Here is an 18521-nt window from a genome sequence, read left to right as displayed (position 1 = left end):
CGAAACGACTGTCGGTGTTCAGCCCGCCCGTGGCTGCGGGGCGGGCCCGTCGCCGCGCCGCCCCGAACGGGTCGCCCGGTCCAGCGCCCGGTCCAGGACGACCAGCAGGGCGTCCCGGACGGAGAGCCGGTCCCGGGCGTCGAACTGCACGAGCGGCACGTGCTCCGCGATCGCCAGCGCCCAGCGGATCGACGGCAGGTCGAGGGCCAGCCGCCCGTCGAAGGCGTTGACGCCGACGGCGAACGGCAGCCCGGAACGTTCGAAGAAGTCGATGGCCGGATAGCAGTCGTCGAGGCGGGCGCTGTCCACCACCACGAGCGCGCCGAGCGCCCCCCGGGCCAGGTCGTCCCACATGAAACCGAACCGCGCCTGACCGGGCGTACCGAAGAGGTAGAGCTTGAGGCTGCGGTCGATGGTGACGCAGCCGAAGTCCATGGCGACGGTCGTGGTGGTCTTCCCGGCGACGCCGCCCGGGTCGTCGATGCCGATCCCGACGGTGGTCATCTCGGCCTCGGTGGTCAGCGGCGCGATCTCCGAGATCGCCCCCACCGTGGTGGTCTTGCCGACCCCGAACCCGCCGGCGATCAGGATCTTGACCGGGATCGGCGGGCGGGGCGCCGGGAGCCGGCTCACGATCGGGGCCGGTTCCTGGGGCGGCACCCCGGGCGGCAGGTACGGCAGCGGCGGGGTGGGCGGTGGCGGTGTGGCGCGGCCGATCAGCGGGGCCGGTCCGCCGTAGCGGCTCGGGGCGCTGTTCGCGGACGGCCCGCCCAGGGCCGCCGCCGGCCATTCAGGAGATCGCACGAAGTCCATCAATCACTCGCAGGATGATGTCGGGATCGAGGGCGTCGTCGCCGTCCGCGACGTGCACGTCGAGATGGCCGGCGGCGCGGAGGTCGCCGACGAGTACCCGGGTCACACCGAAGTGCATCCGGGTCCGGGCGGAGATCTCCGCCACCGAGACGGGCTCGGCGCAGATCGCGACGATCGCCGCCAGTTCCGGGGACAGCCGGGCCGTCACCGCCCACGAGGTGCTGCCCGGACGAGCGGTGACCTGGGTCTCCAGACCGATCGCCGGGTCGCCGTCCACTCGTCCGGCGGTCAGCACGAACGGGCGCGGGCCGGTCGGCTCCCCGTCGCCCGCGTCCGGCTCCGGAACCGGAACGGACGCGTGCAGGAAGGGGCGGACCCGGATGCCGGGTTCCGGCTCCGGGTCCGCGCCGGCGGCCCCCGGGATCATTGCTGAACGGCGTTCTTCAGCTCGGCGATCAGGCGGGGACTCAGGGCGCCGCCGGCCCGGCCGGCGAAGAGCGTCATCTCGTACGCCACGGTGCCCAGGTTGGCCGTCCGGTCGGCGACGACGCCGAGGACCGAACCACTGCTGATCGCGCTGATCAGCAGGTAACCCTCGGCCATGTCGACGATCACCCGGTTGAGCGCGCCCAGCGCGTACCAGCTCGCGGCGCCTCCGGCGAGGCTGGTCATGCCGGAGACCACGGCGGCGAGCCGTTCCGCGTTGGACCGGTCCTTGATGGCGGACATGGCCATCAGCAGCCCGTCCGAGGAGACCGCGATCGCCTCCATCACCCCGGCGGTGCTGGAGGTGAACGAGTCGAGCAGCCAGTTGAAGGTGCGCGCCTCGGGGCTGAGGTCGCCGGCGGCGCTCTGTTCGATGTTGTCGTGCAAGAAGGGGCTGGTCACCGTGATGGGTCCTCTTCGTAATGACGGTCTGGGCTGACTTCGCGCAGAGCGCGGGCGACGCCCGCCTCGAATTCGTTGACGAGATTGCGGACCTCGACGGGGTCGCCGGGGTCGGAGCTGGCCGGGGGCGTGGACTGGACCGGGGTGTCGGCCAGATTCGCGCCCGGCACCCGCCGGCTCAGCCGGGGACGCTCCGTTGCGGGCGGGACGAGGGTGGTGTGGCCCTCGGCCCGGCGTACGCCGTCCTGGAACGCCTCGACCAGGGCCCGGACGGAGGCCGGATCGGCCGGTACGCCGATCAGCGGCCCGCCGGTCGCCGGGGCGGCCGGGGTGGTGGGCGCGGGGGCCGGGAGGTTCGCGCCGGGCACCCGCTGCCGGATCGGCGACCGCGTGCCGGGCCGTCCGGTGGGCGGGCCGACCGGTTCCGGCCCGGCCGGGACCGACGGGCGACCACCGGCGGGGGGCGCCGTGCGGGCCGGACCGACCGGCGGGGCCGACGCCGGTCCGGCGGTCGGTACGGGCGCGGACCCGACGGTCGGCGTGCGCGCCGGCCGGACAGCCGGTGGCGACGACGGCCCGACGGCCAGGCCGGCCCCGGCGGCCGGTGCGAGGGCCGGGCCGGCGGGCGGCGGCAGGGCCGGACCCGCCGGTGGGGTCAGGGCTGGGCCGGCCGGCGCGGTGCGGGTCGGGCCGGTCGTCGGCCCGGCGGCCGGGGGAGCGACCGGGACCGGGCCGACGACCGGTGTCGGCGGGGAGGTACGGCCGGGGTGCGCCACCGGCCCGGCCGGCCGGGTGGCGGGCGCACCTGCGGCCGGCGGCCAGGCGGGCGGCGCGCCGGCGGTGGGCAGGCCCGGATCCTCGGCCGGCTCCGGAGCGTCGTCCCGCTTGCCGAAGGCGTTCCACGGGTCGCCGCTGGACATGCTGCGGGTGGCCCGGCTCAGCAGCTCCGCGTCGAAGCCGGCGGGCGGTTCGACCGCTGCCGTCCCGTGCTCGTGCCCGCCGGGCGGCACAGCGGCCAGGGTGGCGGTGGCGAAGACCGGCTCGGGGCGGCGGACCACGAGCGAGTCGGCCGGGACCTCCAGGGTGGCGGTGACTCCGCCCCCCGGGGTCGGCGTCAGCCGGACGTGCCAGCCGTGCCGCCGGGCCAGCCGGCCGACGACGAAGAGGCCGAGCACCTCGGTCGGGGCGAGGTCGAGCCGCTCCCGGCGGTCGAACCGCGCGTTCTCCTCGGCCATCCGCTCCTCGGTCAGGCCGATGCCGTGGTCGACCACCACGAGCCGGGCGCCGCCGTCGGTCAGCTCGCCGGTCACCACCACGCGGGTGTGCGGCGCCGAGAAGGAGGTGGCGTTCTCCATCAGCTCGGCCAGCGTCAGCACCAGGTCGCCGACGATCGCCGGCGCCGCCGCGACGCCGGGCGGCACCTCCACGTCGACGCGGGTGTAGTCCTCGATCTCGCCGAGCGCGAGCCGGACCACGTCGGCCAGCGGGACCGGCGCCACGTGGCCGTCCGAGCCGGTGGCGCCGGAGAGCACCACCAGGCTGCCCGCGTTGCGGCGCAGACGGCTGGAGATGTGGTCCAGCCGGTACAGGTGCTCCAGCCGGCCCGGGTCCGTCTCCTGCCGCTCCAGCCGGTCGATGAGCGCGATCTGGCGGCCGACCAGGTTCTGGGTACGCCGTCCGACGTGGCCGAACATCTGCGCCACGTTGCGGCGTCCGGCCACCTGCCGCTCGACCAGCCGGGCGGCGGTGTGCTGCACCCGGTCGAACGCGCGGGCCAGCTCACCGATCTCGTCCCGGGCGCTCACCTCCACCGGGTCGAGGCGTACCGGGGGCACGCTCTCGGACTCGTCGTCGGCGACCCGGGTCAGCTCCGCCTCGGCGACCCGGGCGACCCGCTCGGCGGAGCGGGTGAGCCGGCTCAGCGGGCGGGCGACGGTACGGGCCACCGTCATGCTCAGCAGCACCACGACCAGCAGGATCACGCCCGCCGCCACGGTGACCAGCCAGGCCGCGGTCAGAGCCTCCCGCTCCCGGGCGCGGGTCTCCGCGATGACGTCCGCGACGACCTTCTTCTCGACGAACTGGCCCAGCGTGATCATCGACCGGGACGCGGGGAAGAGCACGTCCAGCGAGACCGGCGCGATCGCCGCGTCGGGGTCCCGGAGGCTGTCCACCAGGAACGTCGGGCTGGTCCGCGCGGCCACCGCCGCGTCGTCCAGCTCGGCCACCTTGAGCTGCTCCGGCGTGATCAGCCGGCGGAAGCGCCGGTTGTCGACGTTGAGCGCCGCCATGCACGCCACGAACGACCGCGACATCCGCGGGTCGCCGGTCGCCTTGACCAGCACGATCTGGGTGGTGCAGGAGCTGAGCGCCTCGTCGACGCGCAGCAACGCGTCCAGGGCGAGCACCTGCCGCCCGGCGGCGGTGTCGGTGTCCACCTGGTACGGCAGTCGCAGCGCGTCGATCAGGGCGGTGTCGACCTCGCTGAACGCGGTCAGGATCTGGTCCGGCCTGGCCCGGCCGGCGAGCGTGGCGGTGCGGACGTCGTCCAGCTTGCGTACCCCGTCGAGGCTCTCGCGGACCGTCGCCGGCAGCGTCTCGGCGCGCAGATCGGCGACCCGGTCGTCGACGGTGGCCGACTTCTGGATCAGCTCGGTGCGGGACACCCGTCCGAGCAGCAGCCCGACCGAGAGCAGGCGTTCCTGCTGGAGATCCTGGACCAGGCTGCCGACCCGGCTGGCGATGCGGACCGTCTCGGCGGTGTCGGCGGCCCGCTGCGCGGCGGCCACCCGGTCGATGACCACCGGAACGGCCAGCCCGACCATGCTGAGCAGCGGGATGATCACCAGCAGGGCGAGCTTGCCCCGGATCCGTAACCTAGCGAGCAGCATCGAACGGCCTCCACCGGTCGGCGTCGCCGCCCCGGCCGACGGCGACCGGCTGGCGGTCACCCTCGGACACGGTGATCGGCGGGTCCCCGTGGACCGCCGGTGGCGGTCCGGCCTCGGCCGGCGTGCGGCGCGCCGGGGGAGGGACGGCCGCCCGCGCCCGCCGTAGCGCGGCGAGGTGCAGCGCGGCGATCCCGGCGAGCAGCGCGACAGCGGTGCCGGCCGCGGCCCGGCCCAGCAGGCGGTCCCGGTCGATCGCGTCCAGCCGTTCCTTCAGCAGCGCGTCGAGCTGGTCGAGGATGACCGTCCGGAGCTGCTTGGCGGCGTTCTGCGCGGTGATGCCGGCCTGGGTGAGCTGGTCGGTGCTCGGCGCGGACCGCCCGCCGCCGGGCGCCGAGTACACCGAGAACGTCTCCAGCGAGCGCTGGTAGGTGTCCAGCGGGGTGAGCACGTTGGCGCCCAGGTCGGTGCTCTCCGAGCTGTCGACGGCGGAGCGCAGGTCGGCGACGAGGTCGGTGGCCGGGCCGAGCGCGGCGACGCGCAGCTCGGCCAGTTCCGCGCCGGTCCGCGCGCGCTCGGCGGCGGGGCGCTTGGCCGCCAGCCGGGCCAGGTCGACGAGCCGCCCGGCCAGCACGGTCGCGGTGGGCAGGTCACCGCCGATGCCGTCCTGGAGGAAGAACGAGTCCGAGCGCGGGTCGCGGATCAGCCCGGAGCTCTCCCGCACCTTGCGGTAGAGGGCCAGGAGCAGGTCGGACGCCTCGCCGTAGGCCCGGAAGGCCGCCTCGGGGTCGCCGAGCCCGCGGTCCGGCAGCGACTCGAGCTTCGCCCGCAGCCCGGCCCAGCGCTCGTGGGTGCGCAACTCGTCGCCGACGGCGCTGTCCACCTCGGCGACGCCCTCGATCGCGGCGGTGAGCGCGCCCCGGGAGACGGCTCCCTCGGCGACCGCTATCGCCTGGGCCTCCACCAGCGCGTCGGTGATCGGGCCGAGGGCGCGCAGGTAGCGCACACCGAGCCGTTCCCGGCTCGCCAGGTCGTGGTCGTCCGCGGCGCTGCTCTCGGACTGGGCGAAGATGAACCCGAGCGGTACGAGCAGCGCCAGCACCAGCAGCAGGGGAAGCGTGCGGCCCGGTACGGCGGGCCGCCGACGGACCCGCGGCGCGGGGACTGTCATGGTGTGTCTCCTCCGGCGACGGCGGGGCGTTCGGTGCCCCGGGAGGTCGCCGTACGCAGTCCCGTGCACCGGACCGGAAAAGTAGCCGAACCGGACGTCTGTGCAACCTCGGCCGATGAGTCGGCTTCACGTCAGTCCATTCTGGGCGACGCTGAGTGAGCTTCGACGTCACTCAGCGTCCGATCATGTTGCCGAGAAGTGACATCGACGATGGTTTGCGCGTGTAGATGTGAATTCACATGATCCGAACATGTGCCGCTGGGATGCTCTGGACCTTTGGCGGACGACGGTGGGCGAACGACGAACGGCGCAACCGGACGGACGTACGGCGGATCTCAGCGAATGCACAGCGATCGGCCCGTACCGTGTGCCGCATGAGATCACCAGTCGCGCGGATCCGGCGCGCCCTGGCCGGACGCCCACGCCGGATCGTCGCCGTCGTGGCGGTGGTAGTCCTCGTCGCCGCCGCGCTCGTCTGGGTGGCCCGGCCGCAGAGCCCGGACTTCCGCACCGAGTCGGCGCTGGTGACGGTCCGCTCCGGGCCCTCCGGTGACGAGCCGGTCGAGCTGGACACCACGCTCTACCTGCCGGACCGCGCGTCGGAAGCGAACCGCGTGCCGGCGGTGCTGCTGGCGCACGGGTTCGGTGGCACCAAGGACTCGGTCCGCTCCGACGCCGAGGACCTGGCCGCCCGGGGGTACGCGGTGCTCACCTGGACCGCCCGCGGCTTCGGGCGCAGCGGCGGCCAGATCCACCTGGACAGCCCCGACTACGAGGTGCGGGACGCCCAGCGCCTGCTCGACCGGCTCGCGGCCCGGCCGGACATCCGCCTCGACTCGCCGGGCGACCCCCGGGTCGGCGTGGTCGGCGGCTCGTACGGCGGCGGCCTGGCCCTGCTGCTGGCCGCGCAGGACCAGCGGGTCGACGCGATCGTCCCGATGATCACCTGGAACGACCTGTCCCGCGCGTTCCTGCCGGAGAGCACCGGCCGGCAGCCCACCGACGGCGTGTTCAAGAAGGGCTGGGCGGGGATCTTCTTCGGTGGCGGCGGGAACGCCGGCTCCGGTCCGGCCGGGCTCTCCGGGGCCACCGCCGCCGCGCCGGAGGGCGCGCCCGAGTCGGCCGGACCGCCGAGCCCGCAGCCGGGCGCCGGTCCCGGCACCGGCTCCGGTCGCGCGCCGGCCGGCGCCGCCGACCCGTCCTGCGGGCGCTTCGCCGCCGACGTCTGCGCCGCGTACCTGCGCATCGCGACCACGGGCCGGGCCGACGCGGCGGCGGTCGAGCTGCGGCGCCGGTCGTCGCCGGCCGGCGTGCTGGACCGGATCAAGTCCCCGACGCTGCTGGTCCAGGGCGAGGCGGACACGCTCTTCCCGCTGGCCGAGGCGGACGCCAACGCCCGGGGCATCGCCGCCGCCGGCACGCCGGTGCGGGTCGCCTGGTTCACCGGCGGCCACGACGGCGGCTCCGGACCCACCTCCGACTCCGACCGGGTGAAGTTCCTGACCGCGCAGTGGCTCGACCACTACGTCAAGGGGGACGGGGCGGCGCCCGGCGACACGTTCACGTTCTCCCGCATCGCCGGGTTCGACGCGCTCGACCGGGGCCTGGTCGCCACCGGCTTCCGTACCGCCGACTATCCGGGCCTGGCCGGGGAGGACCGCCGCGAGGTCACGCTCGCCGGTCCGCCCCAGCCGGTCGCCGTACCGCCCAACGGCAACCCGGCGGCGATCTCCTCGGTGCCGTTCGCCGGCGCGCTCGGTTCGCTGCTGGACGGCGTGGCCGGTGACATCCCCGGCCAGCACGCCCGCTTCGAGTCCGCGCCGCTGGACGAGCCGGTCGACGTGGTGGGCGCGCCCACCGTGCGGATCCGGGCCGCCTCCCCGACCGGCGAGGCGGTGCTGTTCGTGAAGCTCTACGACGTCGACCCGCAGGGGGCGGCCACGCTGCCGTCCGGCCTGGTCGCGCCGGTGCGCCTGACCGGCCTGCCCAGCTCCGTCGACGCGGCCACGCCGGTCACCGTCACGCTGCCGGGGATCGTCCGGCGGGTCGAGGCCGGGCACCGGCTGCGGCTCGTGGTGGCGACGTCGGACCAGGCGTACGCCCCGCCGGCCGAGCCGGCCGTGCACACGGTGGCGCTGGCCGACGGGCCGCTGACGCTGCCCACCGTCGAGGCCACGCCCATCCCCACCACGGCAGTGGTGTGGCGCTGGGCGCTGGCCGGTCTGCTCGCCGCAATCGTGCTCGGGCTCGTCGTGGTCGTGCTGCTCACCCGCCGCCGGCACCGCCGCCAGGACAACTCCGTGCACCCGGAGTACGCGGGCGTCCCGCTCGCCGTGCGCAACCTGCGCAAGGAGTACGCGGACGGCTTCGTCGCGGTCTCCGACGTCGACTTCGAGGTGCACCCCGGGCAGGTGGTCGGCCTGCTCGGCCCCAACGGCGCGGGCAAGACCACCACGCTGCGGGTGCTGATGGGGCTGACCCAGCCCACCGCCGGGGAGATCTACGTCTTCGGGCACCGGCTGGTGCCCGGCTCGCCGGTGCTGTCCCGGATCGGCGCGCTGGTCGAGGGGCCGGGCTTCCTGCCCCACCTGTCCGGCCTGGACAACCTCAAGGCGTACTGGCGGGCGACCGGGCGGCCGTGGGAGGACGCGCACTTCGACGAGGCGCTGGAGATCGCCGGCCTGGGCGACTCGGTGCACCGGCGGACGAGGAAGTACAGCCACGGCATGCGGCAGCGGCTGGCCATCGCCCAGGCCCTGCTCGGCCTGCCCGAGCTGCTGGTGCTGGACGAGCCGACGGACGGGCTGGACCCGCCGCAGATCGCCGAGATGCGCCGGGTGCTCCAGCGCTACGCCACCGACGGCCGGGCGGTGCTGGTCTCCAGCCACCTGCTGGCCGAGGTGGAGCAGACCTGCACGCACGCCGTGGTGGTGAACAAGGGCCGGATCGTCGCCTCGGGTCCGGTCGAGGAGATCGTCGGCGAGTCGCCGAGCGTGCTGTTCGAGGTGAGCGACCCGGACGCGGCGCGTACGGTGCTCGACCGGCTCGACGGCGTACGGGTGCTGCCCGACGCCGAGGGCGCGCTGGTGGTCGACACCAACGGCACCGCGCGCAGCGAGGTGGTGGCCGAGCTGGTCCGGGCCGGTATCGGAGTGGACCGGGTGGTGCCCCGGCGCCGCCTGGAGGACGCGTTCCTCGCCCTGGTCGGCGAGAACTCTCGGGGAAGCGGGGACCGGTGATGGCGGGTTCGTCTGTGGCATCGTCGCCTGGTGGCGGCACGTCCGGGCCCGGCGCGGGCGGTGCGGCGGCCGGTTACCGGCCCTCGGCCACGCTTCCGTTCGCCGCGGAGTTCCGGCGGCAGGCGTCGCGCCGGCGTACCCAGCTCGCGCTGGGGTTCATGGTGCTGCTGCCGCTGATCATCCTGGTGGCGTTCCAGTTCGACTCCGGAGACGACGACCGCGGCGGGCGGGGCGAGTTCTCCAGCCTGGCCGACCTGGCCACCTCGGGCGGGCTCAACTTCACCCTGTTCTCGATCCTGGTCTCCGCGTCGTTCCTGCTGGTCGTGGTGGTGGCGTTGTTCTGCGGCGACACGGTGGCCAGCGAGGCGAGCTGGGGCAGCCTGCGCTACCTGCTGGCGGTGCCGGTGCCCCGGGCCCGGCTGCTCGCGGTGAAGCTGGTCGTCGCGCTCGCGTACTCCGGGCTGGCGCTGCTGTTGCTCGCGGGCACCGCGCTGCTGGTCGGCACGCTGCGGTACGGCTGGAAGCCGTTGAGCAGCCAGGTCTCGGCCGAGCTGGCCCCGGCCGACGGCTTGCTGCGGCTGCTCGGGGTGCTCGGGTACCTGGCGGTGGTGCTGCTGGTGGTGGCCGGGCTGGCGTTCCTGCTGTCGGTGACCACCGATGCCGCGCTCGGCGCGGTCGGTGGCGCGGTGCTGCTCTGGATCCTGTCCAGCATCCTGGATCAGATCACCGCGCTGGGCGGGCTGCGGAACCTGCTGCCCACCCACTACAGCAGCGCCTGGCTGGGGCTGCTGTCCACGCCGATGCAGACCGACGACGTGGTCAAGGGCGCGTTCTCGGCAATCGTCTACGCCACGTTGTTCTGGAGCCTGGCCTTCTGGCGTTTCACCCGCAAGGACGTCACCAGCTGAGGTGACTGTCGGGGGTACCCGCATTGGCGCGTCCGCCCATATCATGGGAGCGTTCCCATGCAATTGTCCCGCCTGCAAAGAAATTGATTAACATCGATACGTGCAATCGCCATCCTGGAGCGGTCAAACACCCGCCCCAGGAGGTCACACATGATTCCGACCCAGCTCAGCGGCCCTGTCCTGTCCCTGTTCCGCGCTGTTGTGGGGCTGCTGTTCCTATGCCACGGCGCGGCGTCGATATTCGGCGTCCTCGGCGGTAATCGAGGCTCCGGCGAGGCCGTCCCGTTCGCCACCTGGCCCGGTTGGTGGGCGGCGCTGATCCAGCTCGTCTGCGGCGTGCTGGTCCTCGTCGGCCTGCTCACCCGTCCGGCCGCGCTGCTCGCCTCCGGCTCGATGGCGTACGCGTACTTCACTGTGCACCAGCCGCAGAACCTGCTGCCGCTGCAGAACGGCGGCGAACTGGCGGCGCTCTTCTGCTGGTCGTTCCTGCTGGTCGCCGTGCTCGGCCCGGGCAGCTGGGCGCTGGACGCGCTGCTCGCCCGCCGCCGCGCCGCCCCGGCCGAGCCCGCCACCGCGTCGCCCGCCTCGGTTCCGGTCTGATCCGCCGCCCGGCGAGATCGCGGTACGGGAGGGCGCTTCCGTACCGCGATCTGAGTCAGAGCGGGTTGACCGGCGAGGTCGAGGGGGCCGGTGGATCGGAGCGCGGGGGCGCCTGCGTCGCCGGGTCGGCGTCGCGGCGCTTCCAGGCGCTGACGCCGAGCCGGCCGGTGTTCCCGAGGTCGATCGGCCCGTCCAGCTCGACCGGGTACGCCGGCCGGCCGGTCGACGGGGCGACGTCGAGTTCGGCGCCCGCGGTGGCCACCACGGTCGGGTCGGTGACGAGGTTGCGCCAGATCAGCGCCGCGCCAGCCCGTTCGCCCGGTGCCAGCACGATCCGGGTGGGCGGGTGGTCGAAGCCGGCGGTGATCGGCGCGGCGCCCGGGATGATCCGTACCGTTATCGCGTCCCCGTCGGCGTCCCGGAGCGCGACCGCCGGATAGCCACGCAGCTCGTACGGGCGGTCGCCGCAGTTGACCAGGTCCAGGCCCATCGCCCGCAGCCCCATCGCCGCCCCCACCCCGAGCCCGGTGATCCGGATGCCCTCCGGGGAGCACGTGGCGGCGGGCTCGGCGCCGGGCCGGGGTGGCGCCGACGGCGGCCCGTCGACCGGGGCCGGTGCCGGGGTGCAGCCGGCGAGCAGTGCCGCGCCGGCGAGGAGCCCGATCCGGGCAGTCGCCCTCCGCATCAGGCGATCATGTCATCCCGCCGGGAGTGGCGGGGGAGGCTGATCATTGCGGCCGGGCGGGCGCGGTGAGGCCGGCGTCGAGCAGGCCCGGGTAGAGGCGGTCCAGCTCGTCGCGGCGCAGCCGCACGTACCGGGTGGTGCCCGCGATGCGGGTGCGGGTCAGCCCCGCCTCGCGCAGCACCTTCAGGTGGTGGCTGCGGGTGGCCTTGGAGACGCCGAACTCGAACGAGCCGCAGGCGTGCTCCCCGCCCGGCGCGAGCGCGCGCACGATCTGCAGCCGCACGTCGTCGGCCAGCGCCGCCAGCACGGCGGTGACCGGGACCTCGCGCAGCTCGGGTTCGTGCAGCTCCATGTGACTACGATAACCCATGTTCGACAATCGTCGAACAAGCTCCTAGAGTCGTGGCGTTTGGTTCGACGGTACTCGAACATAGGAGCTGGGATGCGCTTCCGTTCCGCCGCCTTCCCGATCTTCGCAGTGCTCAGCTGGGGCGTCATGTTCCCCGTGCTGGCGAGCGCGCTGACCCGGGTGGACGCCCTCAACCTGACCACCACCCGGTACGTCCTCGCCACCGCCGTGCTGGTCGCCCTGCTGCTGGCCCGCGAAGGGCTGGCCGCACTCGCCACGCGCGGGCGCGCGGCCGAGGTGTGGCTGCTCGGCGCACTCGGCTTCGCCGGCTTCAACACGCTGACGAACCTCGCCCTCGGCCACGCCACCCCGCAGCAGATCGCGCTGTTCGGCGCCACCGTGCCGCTGATCACCCAGCTGGTCCGCTGGCCGCGCGACGGCGTACGCCCCCGCCCGGCGCTGCTCGGACTGGCACTGGTGGCCCTGGTCGGCGTCGGCCTGGTGATCACCCGCGGCCGGCTGGACGGGCTCGGACAGTTCGGTGTCGGCGGGCTGCTCATGCTGGGCGCGGTGATCGGCTGGGCCTTCTACACGCACGGCGCGAGCCGGTTCCCCGAATGGTCGGCGCTGCGCTACACCACGCTGACCGCCGTCACGGGCATGCTCGCCATGCTCGCCGCCAGCGCCGTCGCCGACCTCACCGGGCTCCAGCACGCGCCGGCCGCCGCCGACCTCGTCGCGGTCGCCCCCCAACTGGCGTACGCGGTGCTGATCGCCGCCGTCCTCGCGGTGCTGGCCTGGAACACCGGTGTACGGCGACTCGGCCCGGCCGACGCCGCGCTGTTCATGAACCTGGTGCCGGTGGTCACGTTCGCGGTGCAGATCCTGCGCGGGTACCGGCCGGTCGCGATCGAGCTGGTGGGTGCCGGGCTGACCATCGCCGCCCTGGTGGCCGCGAACCTGGTCACCCGTACCCGCCCGGCAGCCGTGACCACGACGGCGCCGGAGCCGCTCGCGGTGGTGGACCGGCCCGCCGTGGTGGAGCCGGCCGCGGTGGTCGGACGCTGAGCCGGCCCACAGCGTGGGATCCCGGGGTGGCGCGGCCGTGAGCAGCGCATAGACTCGGCGGCACAACTGAATACCTCATCCAGAGGGGCTGAGGGATACGGCCCGACGACGCCCCGGCAACCACCCGCACGCTCGACGACGAGCGGCAGCGGGCAGGTGCCAATTCCGTCCCCGCCGCACCCGGCGATGCGGGGAAAGATGAGAGGAAATCCTCGACATGACGTCGACGCTTCCCGCCGCCACCGGCATCGACACCACCCTCAGCCCGGCCCGCGCCCTGGTCTGCCGCGCCTGTTCGGCGCGCTACCCGCTGGCCGCCCAGCACGCCTGTTACGAGTGCTTCGGGCCGCTGGAGGTCGACTACGACACCGCCGCGCTCGCCACCGTCACCCGGGAGCAGATCGAGGCCGGTCCGGCGAACATCTGGCGGTACGCGGCGCTGCTGCCGGCCGGTCAGGACCCGGACACCCGGGTCACGCTCGACCCGGGGCTGACCCCGCTGGTCGCCGCCCCGAACCTCGCCGCCGAGCTGGGACTCACCGCGCCGCTGTGGGTCAAGGACGACAGCGCGAACCCCACCCACTCGTTCAAGGACCGGGTCGTCTCGGTGGCGCTGACCGCGGCCCGGCAGCTCGGCTTCACCCGCTACGCCTGCGCCTCCACCGGCAACCTCGCCAACTCCGTCGCCGCGCACGCGGCCCGGGCCGGCGTGCCGTCTGTCGTCTTCATCCCCGGCGACCTGGAGCAGGGCAAGGTCGTCACCACCGCTGTCTACGGCGGTGACCTGGTCGCCATCGACGGCTCGTACGACGACGTGAACCGGCTCTGCGGCGAACTGGTGGAGACCGACGAGTTCGAGGACACCGCGTTCGTCAACGTGAACGTGCGGCCCTACTACGCCGAGGGCTCCAAGACGCTCGGCTACGAGGTGGCCGAGCAGCTCGGCTGGCGGATCCCGGCCCAGGTGGTCATCCCGATGGCCAGCGGCGAGCTGCTCACCAAGATCGACAAGGCGTTCGCCGAGCTGGTCGAGATCGGCCTGGTCGAGGCGCCGGCCGGTGGCTGGAAGGTGTTCGGCGCGCAGTCGGCCGGCTGCAACCCGATCGCCACCGCGCTGCACGGCGACACCGACACGATCACGCCGGTCAAGCCGACCGGCATCGCCAAGTCGCTGAACATCGGCGACCCCGCCGCCGGGCTGTACGCGCTGGAGGCGGTGCGCCGTACCGGCGGTTGGATGGACTACGCCGACGACGACGAGATCCGCGCCGGCATCCGGCTGCTCGCCCGTACCACCGGGGTGTTCGCTGAGACGGCGGGCGGCGTGACGGTCGCGGTGTTGCGCAAGCTGGTCGAGTCGGGCCGGCTCGACCCGTCCGCCGAGACGGTCGTGTTCAACACCGGCGAGGGCCTGAAGACGCTCGACGCGGTGGCCGCCCAGGTGGGCCCCACCCACCGCATCAAGCCCAGCCTCCGCGCCGCCCGCGACGCCGGCCTGCTGTCCTGACCCGGAGCCCGGCGCCTCGGCCGGGTGGGGGAGGTGGGGCTCGCCCGGGTGGGGGATCGGGTGAGACCGGTGGGTAACCGGTGATGTGCGGTGAGTGCCAGAAAACCACCCTCAAGGACTTGACGGCAGGAACCGGACGGCGCAAGATGCTTCGTGCGGGAGGGCATCCGCCGGAGACTTTTCAAGTTCTTGCGACCCAACGCCGGAGGCGTTGTGCGGACGTCCCTCCCGACCAACGTCCGAAGAGGCCAGCGGAAAACCGCTGGCCTCTTCGCTGTGTCCGGCGCACCCTGGGTGACATGACGCTGACCGTGACGCCGCTTGATCCCGCCGACCGGCAGACGCTCGACGCGGCGTACCGGATCGCCTGCGCCGCCCAGGCCGTCGACGAGCCGGACCTCCCGCCGATCTGCCGCCGCCGCTTCGAGGCGCTGCTGTCGCACCCGATGCCCGGCATCGAGGGACGCTGGCTCGTCGCCCGCCTGAACGGCCTGCCGGTGGGCTGGCTCCGGTTGCACCTGCACACGATCGAGAACACCGAGAACGCGACAGTCGAACTGACCGTCGACCCGGCGTACCGGAGGCGCGGCATCGGCCGCGTGCTGCACGAGCACGGCGTGCGGCTGCTCCGCGAGCACGGCGGCAAACGCCTTGTCGGCTCGACCACCGCCGCGCTGCCCGGCGAGGAGGACCGGGTCTTCCCCGGCGCCGCGTTCGCCGCCGCCCTGGGCGCCAAGCCGGCGCTGGCCGACGTCCGCCGCCGCCTCGACGTGACCGGGCTCGACCGTGACCGGCTCGCCGCGCTGCTGGCCCCGGCCCGCACCGCGGCCACCGGATACCGGCCGGTGCGGTGGCGCGATCACACCCCCGAGGAGTACGTCGCGGACGTCGCCTACCTCCAGGGCCGGCTGCTGCTCGACGCGCCGATGGGTGAGCTGGACTGGAAGCCGGAGCGGATGGACGCGGCGCGGGTACGCGACGCGGAGCGGGCGCTCGATGCCCGGGGCGTACGCCGGTACAACACCGGCGTGGTGCACGAGGCGACCGGCCGCCTGGTCGGCTGGACCCAGCTCAGCCTGGACGCGAGCAGCGCCGACCACGCCTGGCAGGAGATCACCCTCGTCGACCCCGACCACCGCGGCCGCCGGCTCGGCCTGCTCTGCAAGGCCGGGAACCTGGAGTACGCGCTGACACACGAACCGGCGTTGCGGGCCGTCGACACCTGGAACGCGGTCGCGAACCGGCACATGATCGCGATCAACGAGCAACTGGGCTTCCGCCCGGCCGCCGGTTCCGTCGACTGGCAGTTGACGATCTGAGTTGTGACACGCCCCTACTGATCTGGTGCCTTTCTGTTGCATGATGGCGGGCATGACGGAGACCCCGCACCCCCTGTACGACAGGCACCGCGAGACCCTCGACCGGGCGCTGACCGCCATCGCGGAGCGCGGGTACTGGTCGGCCTACCCCGAGTCACCCAGCCCCCGGGTGTACGGCGAGACCGCCGCCGCCGACGGCAAGGCCGCCTTCGAGGCGTACCTGGGCGGCGACTTCCCGCTCGACCAGGCCGGTGACGGCAGCACGGTCGCCACCGAGGTCAGCCCGTTCGGCGTGGCGCTGGACGTGCGCTACCCGCACGCGGGCGCCGACCAGCTCGTGTCCGCCGCGAGCGCCGCGCTGCCCGCCTGGCGCGACGCCGGCCCGCAGGCCCGGGTGGGCGTCTGCCTGGAGATCCTCGCCCGGCTGCACGGGAACATCTTCGAGCTGGCCAACGCGGTGCAGTTCACCAGCGGCCAGGCGTTCGTGATGGCGTTCCAGGCCGGAGGCGCGCACGCGCTGGACCGGGCCCTGGAGGCGGTCGCCTACGCGTACGCCGAGATGACCCGCCACCCGGGGACCGCCGGCTGGGAGAAGGCCGCGGGCAAGGGCGACCCGCTCCGGATGACCAAGACGTTCCACGTGGTGCCGCGCGGGGTCGCGCTGGTCATCGGCTGCAACACGTTCCCCACCTGGAACTCGTACCCCGGTCTGTTCGCCTCGCTGGCCACCGGCAACCCGGTCGTGGTGAAGCCGCACCCGCGCGCGGTGCTGCCGCTGGCGATCACCGTGAAGTACGCCCGCGAGGTGCTCGCCGAGGCCGGGTTCGACCCGAACCTGGTGCAGCTCGCGCCCGAGGCGCCCGGCGAGAAGCTCGCCACGACGCTGGCCCTGGACTCGGCCGTGAAGATCGTCGACTTCACCGGCTCCACCGAGTACGGCGACTGGCTGGAGGCGAACGCCCGGCAGGCGGCCGTCTACACCGAGAAGGCCGGCCTGAACACGGTGGTGATCGACTCCACCGACGACTTCGCCGGGCTCTGCCGCAACCTCGGCTTCACGCTGACGCTGTACAGCGGCCAGATGTGCACCACCTCGCAGAACCTGCTGATCCCGCGCGACGGAATCGAGACCGACCAGGGGCACAAGAGCTTCGACGAGGTGGCCGCCGGGATCGCCGGCGCGGTCGCCAAGCTGACCGCCGACCCGGCCCGGGGCGTCGAGCTGACCGGCGCGATCGTCAACGACGGCGTGCTGGAGCGGCTGGACGAGGTCACCAAGGTCGGCGAGCCGGTGCTGGAGTCGCGCGTAGTCGAGCACCCGTCCTTCCCCGGCGCGGTGGTGCGTACGCCGACTGTGGTGAAGCTGGACGCCTCCGACACCGCCACCTACTCGCGGGAGTGGTTCGGGCCGATCTCGTTCGCCATCGCGACCGACTCGACCGAGCACAGCCTGCGCATCCTGCGCGAGACGGTGGGCGAGAAGGGCGCGCTGACCGCGGGCGTCTACTCCACCGACGAGGCCGTGCTGGACGAGGCCGAGAAGGCGGCCATCGACGCCGGGGTGCACCTGTCCTGCAACCTCACCGGCGGGGTGTTCGTCAACCAGTCGGCGGCGTTCTCCGACTTCCACGGCTCCGGCGCGAACGCGGCGGCCAACTCGGCGCTGACCGACGGCGCGTACGTGGCGAACCGGTTCCGCATCGTCCAGAGCCGCCGCCACGCCTGAAAGGAGGGGCCCCTTCTTAACGCCTCCGGTATAGGAGGGGCCCCCTCTTAACAACTGCGTCCGGTCGGCCTCACGCCGGGCGGCGCATCTGCAGCTCGTACAGGCCGGCGATGCGGGGGTGCGGCACCCGTACGCCGGTGTCCACGAAGCCCAGCTTCTGGTAGGCCCGGTAGGCCCGGTCGTTGCCGACCACCACCTCCATCATCAGCTCGGGCCGTCCGCAGGCGCGCGACCAGGCGGCCACCTCGTCGACGAGCGCGGCGAGCAGACCGCTGCCCCGCCGGGCCGGCGTCACGTAGACCGCGTAGACGAGCGTCAGGCCCGGCTCGTCTGGCGCGGCGGTGCCACCGGCGTGGCCGACCAGCCGGCCGCCCGGGTCGGCCACGAACTGGGCGGTGTGGTCGCCCCGGGAGACGGCCGCGACCCGGGCCGCGAACTCCGCGTGCGGCCGGGCGGCGGCCTCGGCCACCGTCTCCAGGAAGGCCAGTGGGGAGTCGGCCAGCATCTCCAGCCGCAGCGCCCGCATCCGGGCGGCGTCGGTCGGCCGGACCCGGCGAACGGTGGTCGTGGTGGGCGCGCTGGTCATGCCGCATGCATACCGGACGGGCCGGCGCAGGCGCGTGACCGGGGCCGGGTACCGCCCGGAATATGCCCGATTTGTGGTCGTGCGCCGTCGTCACGCCTCGTGTAGCGTGCGATTTCGGTCACCGAATTCAGTGGTCGTCGCCGATCGCTGAACCGGTGTGCTACCGGTGCCGGTCCGCCGGTTTCCGGGTGTTGGAACGCCGCGCAGAGTGAGGAAGTGCACCGTGGCACAGGGCACCGTGAAGTGGTTCAACGCCGAAAAGGGCTACGGCTTCATCGCCGTCGACGGCGGGCAGGACGTCTTCGTCCACTTCTCCGCGATCGAGATGGACGGTTACAAGGCGCTGGACGACGGCCAGCGGGTCGAGTTCGAGATCGCGCAGGGGCAGAAGGGTCCGCAGGCCGAGCGGGTCCGCGTCATCGCCTGACCTCCGCCCGCCGGGCGGTTCCGCAGCCGGGTCCACCGACCGGGGGGCTGCGCTGTGAGCGTGCACCATGGAAGATCATGAGCCGTTCCAGCCGTAGCCGCTGAGGAGGGCCCATGTCCGATCTGCCTCCGCCGGGTTCCACCGAACCGGTGTCGCCGACGCCGTCCGGCTCTCCGGCCGACCCGACCGCGCCTCCGCCTCCGGCCACCGATCCGGCGTCGTCGGGGAGCGCCGGGCCGTCCGTGCCCGCTCCCGGCCCGGCGCCCGCCGATCCCTGGGCCGACCAGACCGGATACGGCCCGAGCATTCCGCATCAACCCGGGTACGACGCGCAGCCCGCCCACCCG

16 protein-coding genes, 1 pseudogene and 1 riboswitch are annotated in these 18521 nt (G+C 73.8%); of the genes and pseudogenes, 9 read left to right on the top strand and 8 right to left on the bottom strand.

The window, feature by feature from the left end; translation table 11 throughout:
* Positions 1-18 precede the first annotated feature (18 nt).
* Genes BAW75_RS15090 through BAW75_RS15070 form a run of 5 tightly spaced genes read right to left on the bottom strand, consistent with a single transcriptional unit; the run spans position 19 to position 5760 of the window.
* Entirely contained in the window at positions 19-813 is a 795-nt protein-coding gene (locus BAW75_RS15090; protein WP_208635253.1) for a GTP-binding protein, read from the bottom strand.
* Positions 791-1240 carry a DUF742 domain-containing protein gene (locus tag BAW75_RS15085; protein WP_043327976.1) on the bottom strand — a complete coding sequence of 150 codons (450 nt, stop codon included), beginning with the start codon at positions 1238-1240 and terminating at the stop codon, positions 791-793. The genes BAW75_RS15090 and BAW75_RS15085 overlap by 23 nt, the downstream gene beginning before the upstream one ends.
* Complete coding sequence (locus BAW75_RS15080; protein ID WP_043327977.1) at positions 1237-1701, bottom strand: roadblock/LC7 domain-containing protein; 465 nt, start codon at positions 1699-1701, stop codon at positions 1237-1239. The genes BAW75_RS15085 and BAW75_RS15080 overlap by 4 nt, the downstream gene beginning before the upstream one ends.
* Positions 1698-4592, bottom strand: coding sequence for a sensor histidine kinase (locus tag BAW75_RS15075; RefSeq protein ID WP_104113988.1), 2895 nt, complete (start codon positions 4590-4592; stop codon positions 1698-1700). Before BAW75_RS15075 ends, BAW75_RS15080 begins: the two co-directional genes overlap by 4 nt.
* The gene (locus BAW75_RS15070) at positions 4579-5760 is read right to left on the bottom strand and encodes a hypothetical protein (RefSeq protein WP_104113961.1); all 1182 of its coding nucleotides are present in this window, start codon (positions 5758-5760) and stop codon (positions 4579-4581) included. Before BAW75_RS15070 ends, BAW75_RS15075 begins: the two co-directional genes overlap by 14 nt.
* Positions 5761-6134: 374 nt before the next feature.
* On the opposite strand from BAW75_RS15070, the gene BAW75_RS15065 reads away from it, so the two are divergent.
* The 3 genes from BAW75_RS15065 (at position 6135) to BAW75_RS15055 (ending at position 10507) form a co-directional block, all read left to right on the top strand.
* A complete protein-coding gene (locus BAW75_RS15065; protein ID WP_104113960.1) occupies positions 6135-8999 on the top strand; it encodes an alpha/beta fold hydrolase in 2865 nt (954 codons plus the stop codon).
* Positions 8999-9907 (top strand): ABC transporter permease, encoded by a 909-nt coding sequence (locus tag BAW75_RS15060; RefSeq protein ID WP_043327978.1) that lies wholly within the window; start codon positions 8999-9001, stop codon positions 9905-9907. The genes BAW75_RS15065 and BAW75_RS15060 overlap by 1 nt, the downstream gene beginning before the upstream one ends.
* Before the next feature lie 150 nt (positions 9908-10057).
* Positions 10058-10507: a DoxX family protein gene (locus tag BAW75_RS15055; RefSeq protein ID WP_064446733.1), complete on the top strand. Its 450-nt coding sequence runs from the start codon at positions 10058-10060 to the stop codon at positions 10505-10507.
* 55 nt (positions 10508-10562) lie between these two features.
* Here the strand turns inward: BAW75_RS15055 and BAW75_RS15050 are convergent, their stop codons facing one another.
* Both BAW75_RS15050 and BAW75_RS15045 read right to left on the bottom strand, forming a co-directional pair.
* A complete protein-coding gene (locus tag BAW75_RS15050; RefSeq protein WP_104113959.1) occupies positions 10563-11192 on the bottom strand; it encodes a DUF4232 domain-containing protein in 630 nt (209 codons plus the stop codon).
* Positions 11193-11235: 43 nt separating this feature from the next.
* Positions 11236-11544 (bottom strand): ArsR/SmtB family transcription factor, encoded by a 309-nt coding sequence (locus BAW75_RS15045; protein WP_104113958.1) that lies wholly within the window; start codon positions 11542-11544, stop codon positions 11236-11238.
* Positions 11545-11634: 90 nt separating this feature from the next.
* On the opposite strand from BAW75_RS15045, the gene BAW75_RS15040 reads away from it, so the two are divergent.
* The 4 genes from BAW75_RS15040 (at position 11635) to paaN (ending at position 17161) form a co-directional block, all read left to right on the top strand.
* Positions 11635-12609 (top strand): DMT family transporter, encoded by a 975-nt coding sequence (locus BAW75_RS15040; RefSeq protein WP_104113957.1) that lies wholly within the window; start codon positions 11635-11637, stop codon positions 12607-12609.
* 72 nt (positions 12610-12681) lie between these two features.
* Positions 12682-12814, top strand: a riboswitch (SAM riboswitch).
* A gap of 12 nt (positions 12815-12826) precedes the next feature.
* A complete protein-coding gene (gene thrC / locus BAW75_RS15035; protein ID WP_064446731.1) occupies positions 12827-14116 on the top strand; it encodes a threonine synthase in 1290 nt (429 codons plus the stop codon).
* A gap of 299 nt (positions 14117-14415) precedes the next feature.
* Positions 14416-15435, top strand: a complete 1020-nt coding sequence (locus BAW75_RS15030) for a GNAT family N-acetyltransferase (protein WP_104113956.1) — start codon at positions 14416-14418, stop codon at positions 15433-15435.
* A 52-nt stretch (positions 15436-15487) separates the two neighbouring features.
* The gene (gene paaN, locus BAW75_RS15025) at positions 15488-17161 is read left to right on the top strand and encodes a phenylacetic acid degradation protein PaaN (protein WP_208635252.1); all 1674 of its coding nucleotides are present in this window, start codon (positions 15488-15490) and stop codon (positions 17159-17161) included.
* A gap of 70 nt (positions 17162-17231) precedes the next feature.
* Here the strand turns inward: paaN and BAW75_RS15020 are convergent, their stop codons facing one another.
* Positions 17232-17747, bottom strand: coding sequence for a GNAT family N-acetyltransferase (locus BAW75_RS15020; protein ID WP_104113954.1), 516 nt, complete (start codon positions 17745-17747; stop codon positions 17232-17234).
* A 223-nt stretch (positions 17748-17970) separates the two neighbouring features.
* Between BAW75_RS15020 and BAW75_RS15015 the strand changes: the two genes are divergently transcribed.
* Complete coding sequence (locus BAW75_RS15015) at positions 17971-18174, top strand: cold-shock protein (RefSeq protein ID WP_013288855.1); 204 nt, start codon at positions 17971-17973, stop codon at positions 18172-18174.
* 113 nt (positions 18175-18287) lie between these two features.
* Positions 18288-18521 (top strand): annotated as a pseudogene (locus BAW75_RS32605) (hypothetical protein); the annotation flags it as partial.

The sequence above is a fragment of the Micromonospora chalcea genome (genome assembly GCF_002926165.1).
GTDB classification, from domain to species: domain Bacteria; phylum Actinomycetota; class Actinomycetes; order Mycobacteriales; family Micromonosporaceae; genus Micromonospora; species Micromonospora chalcea.
The sequence above is the reverse complement of the archived record's forward strand: the minus strand, read 5'-3'. Positions and strand labels throughout refer to the sequence as shown.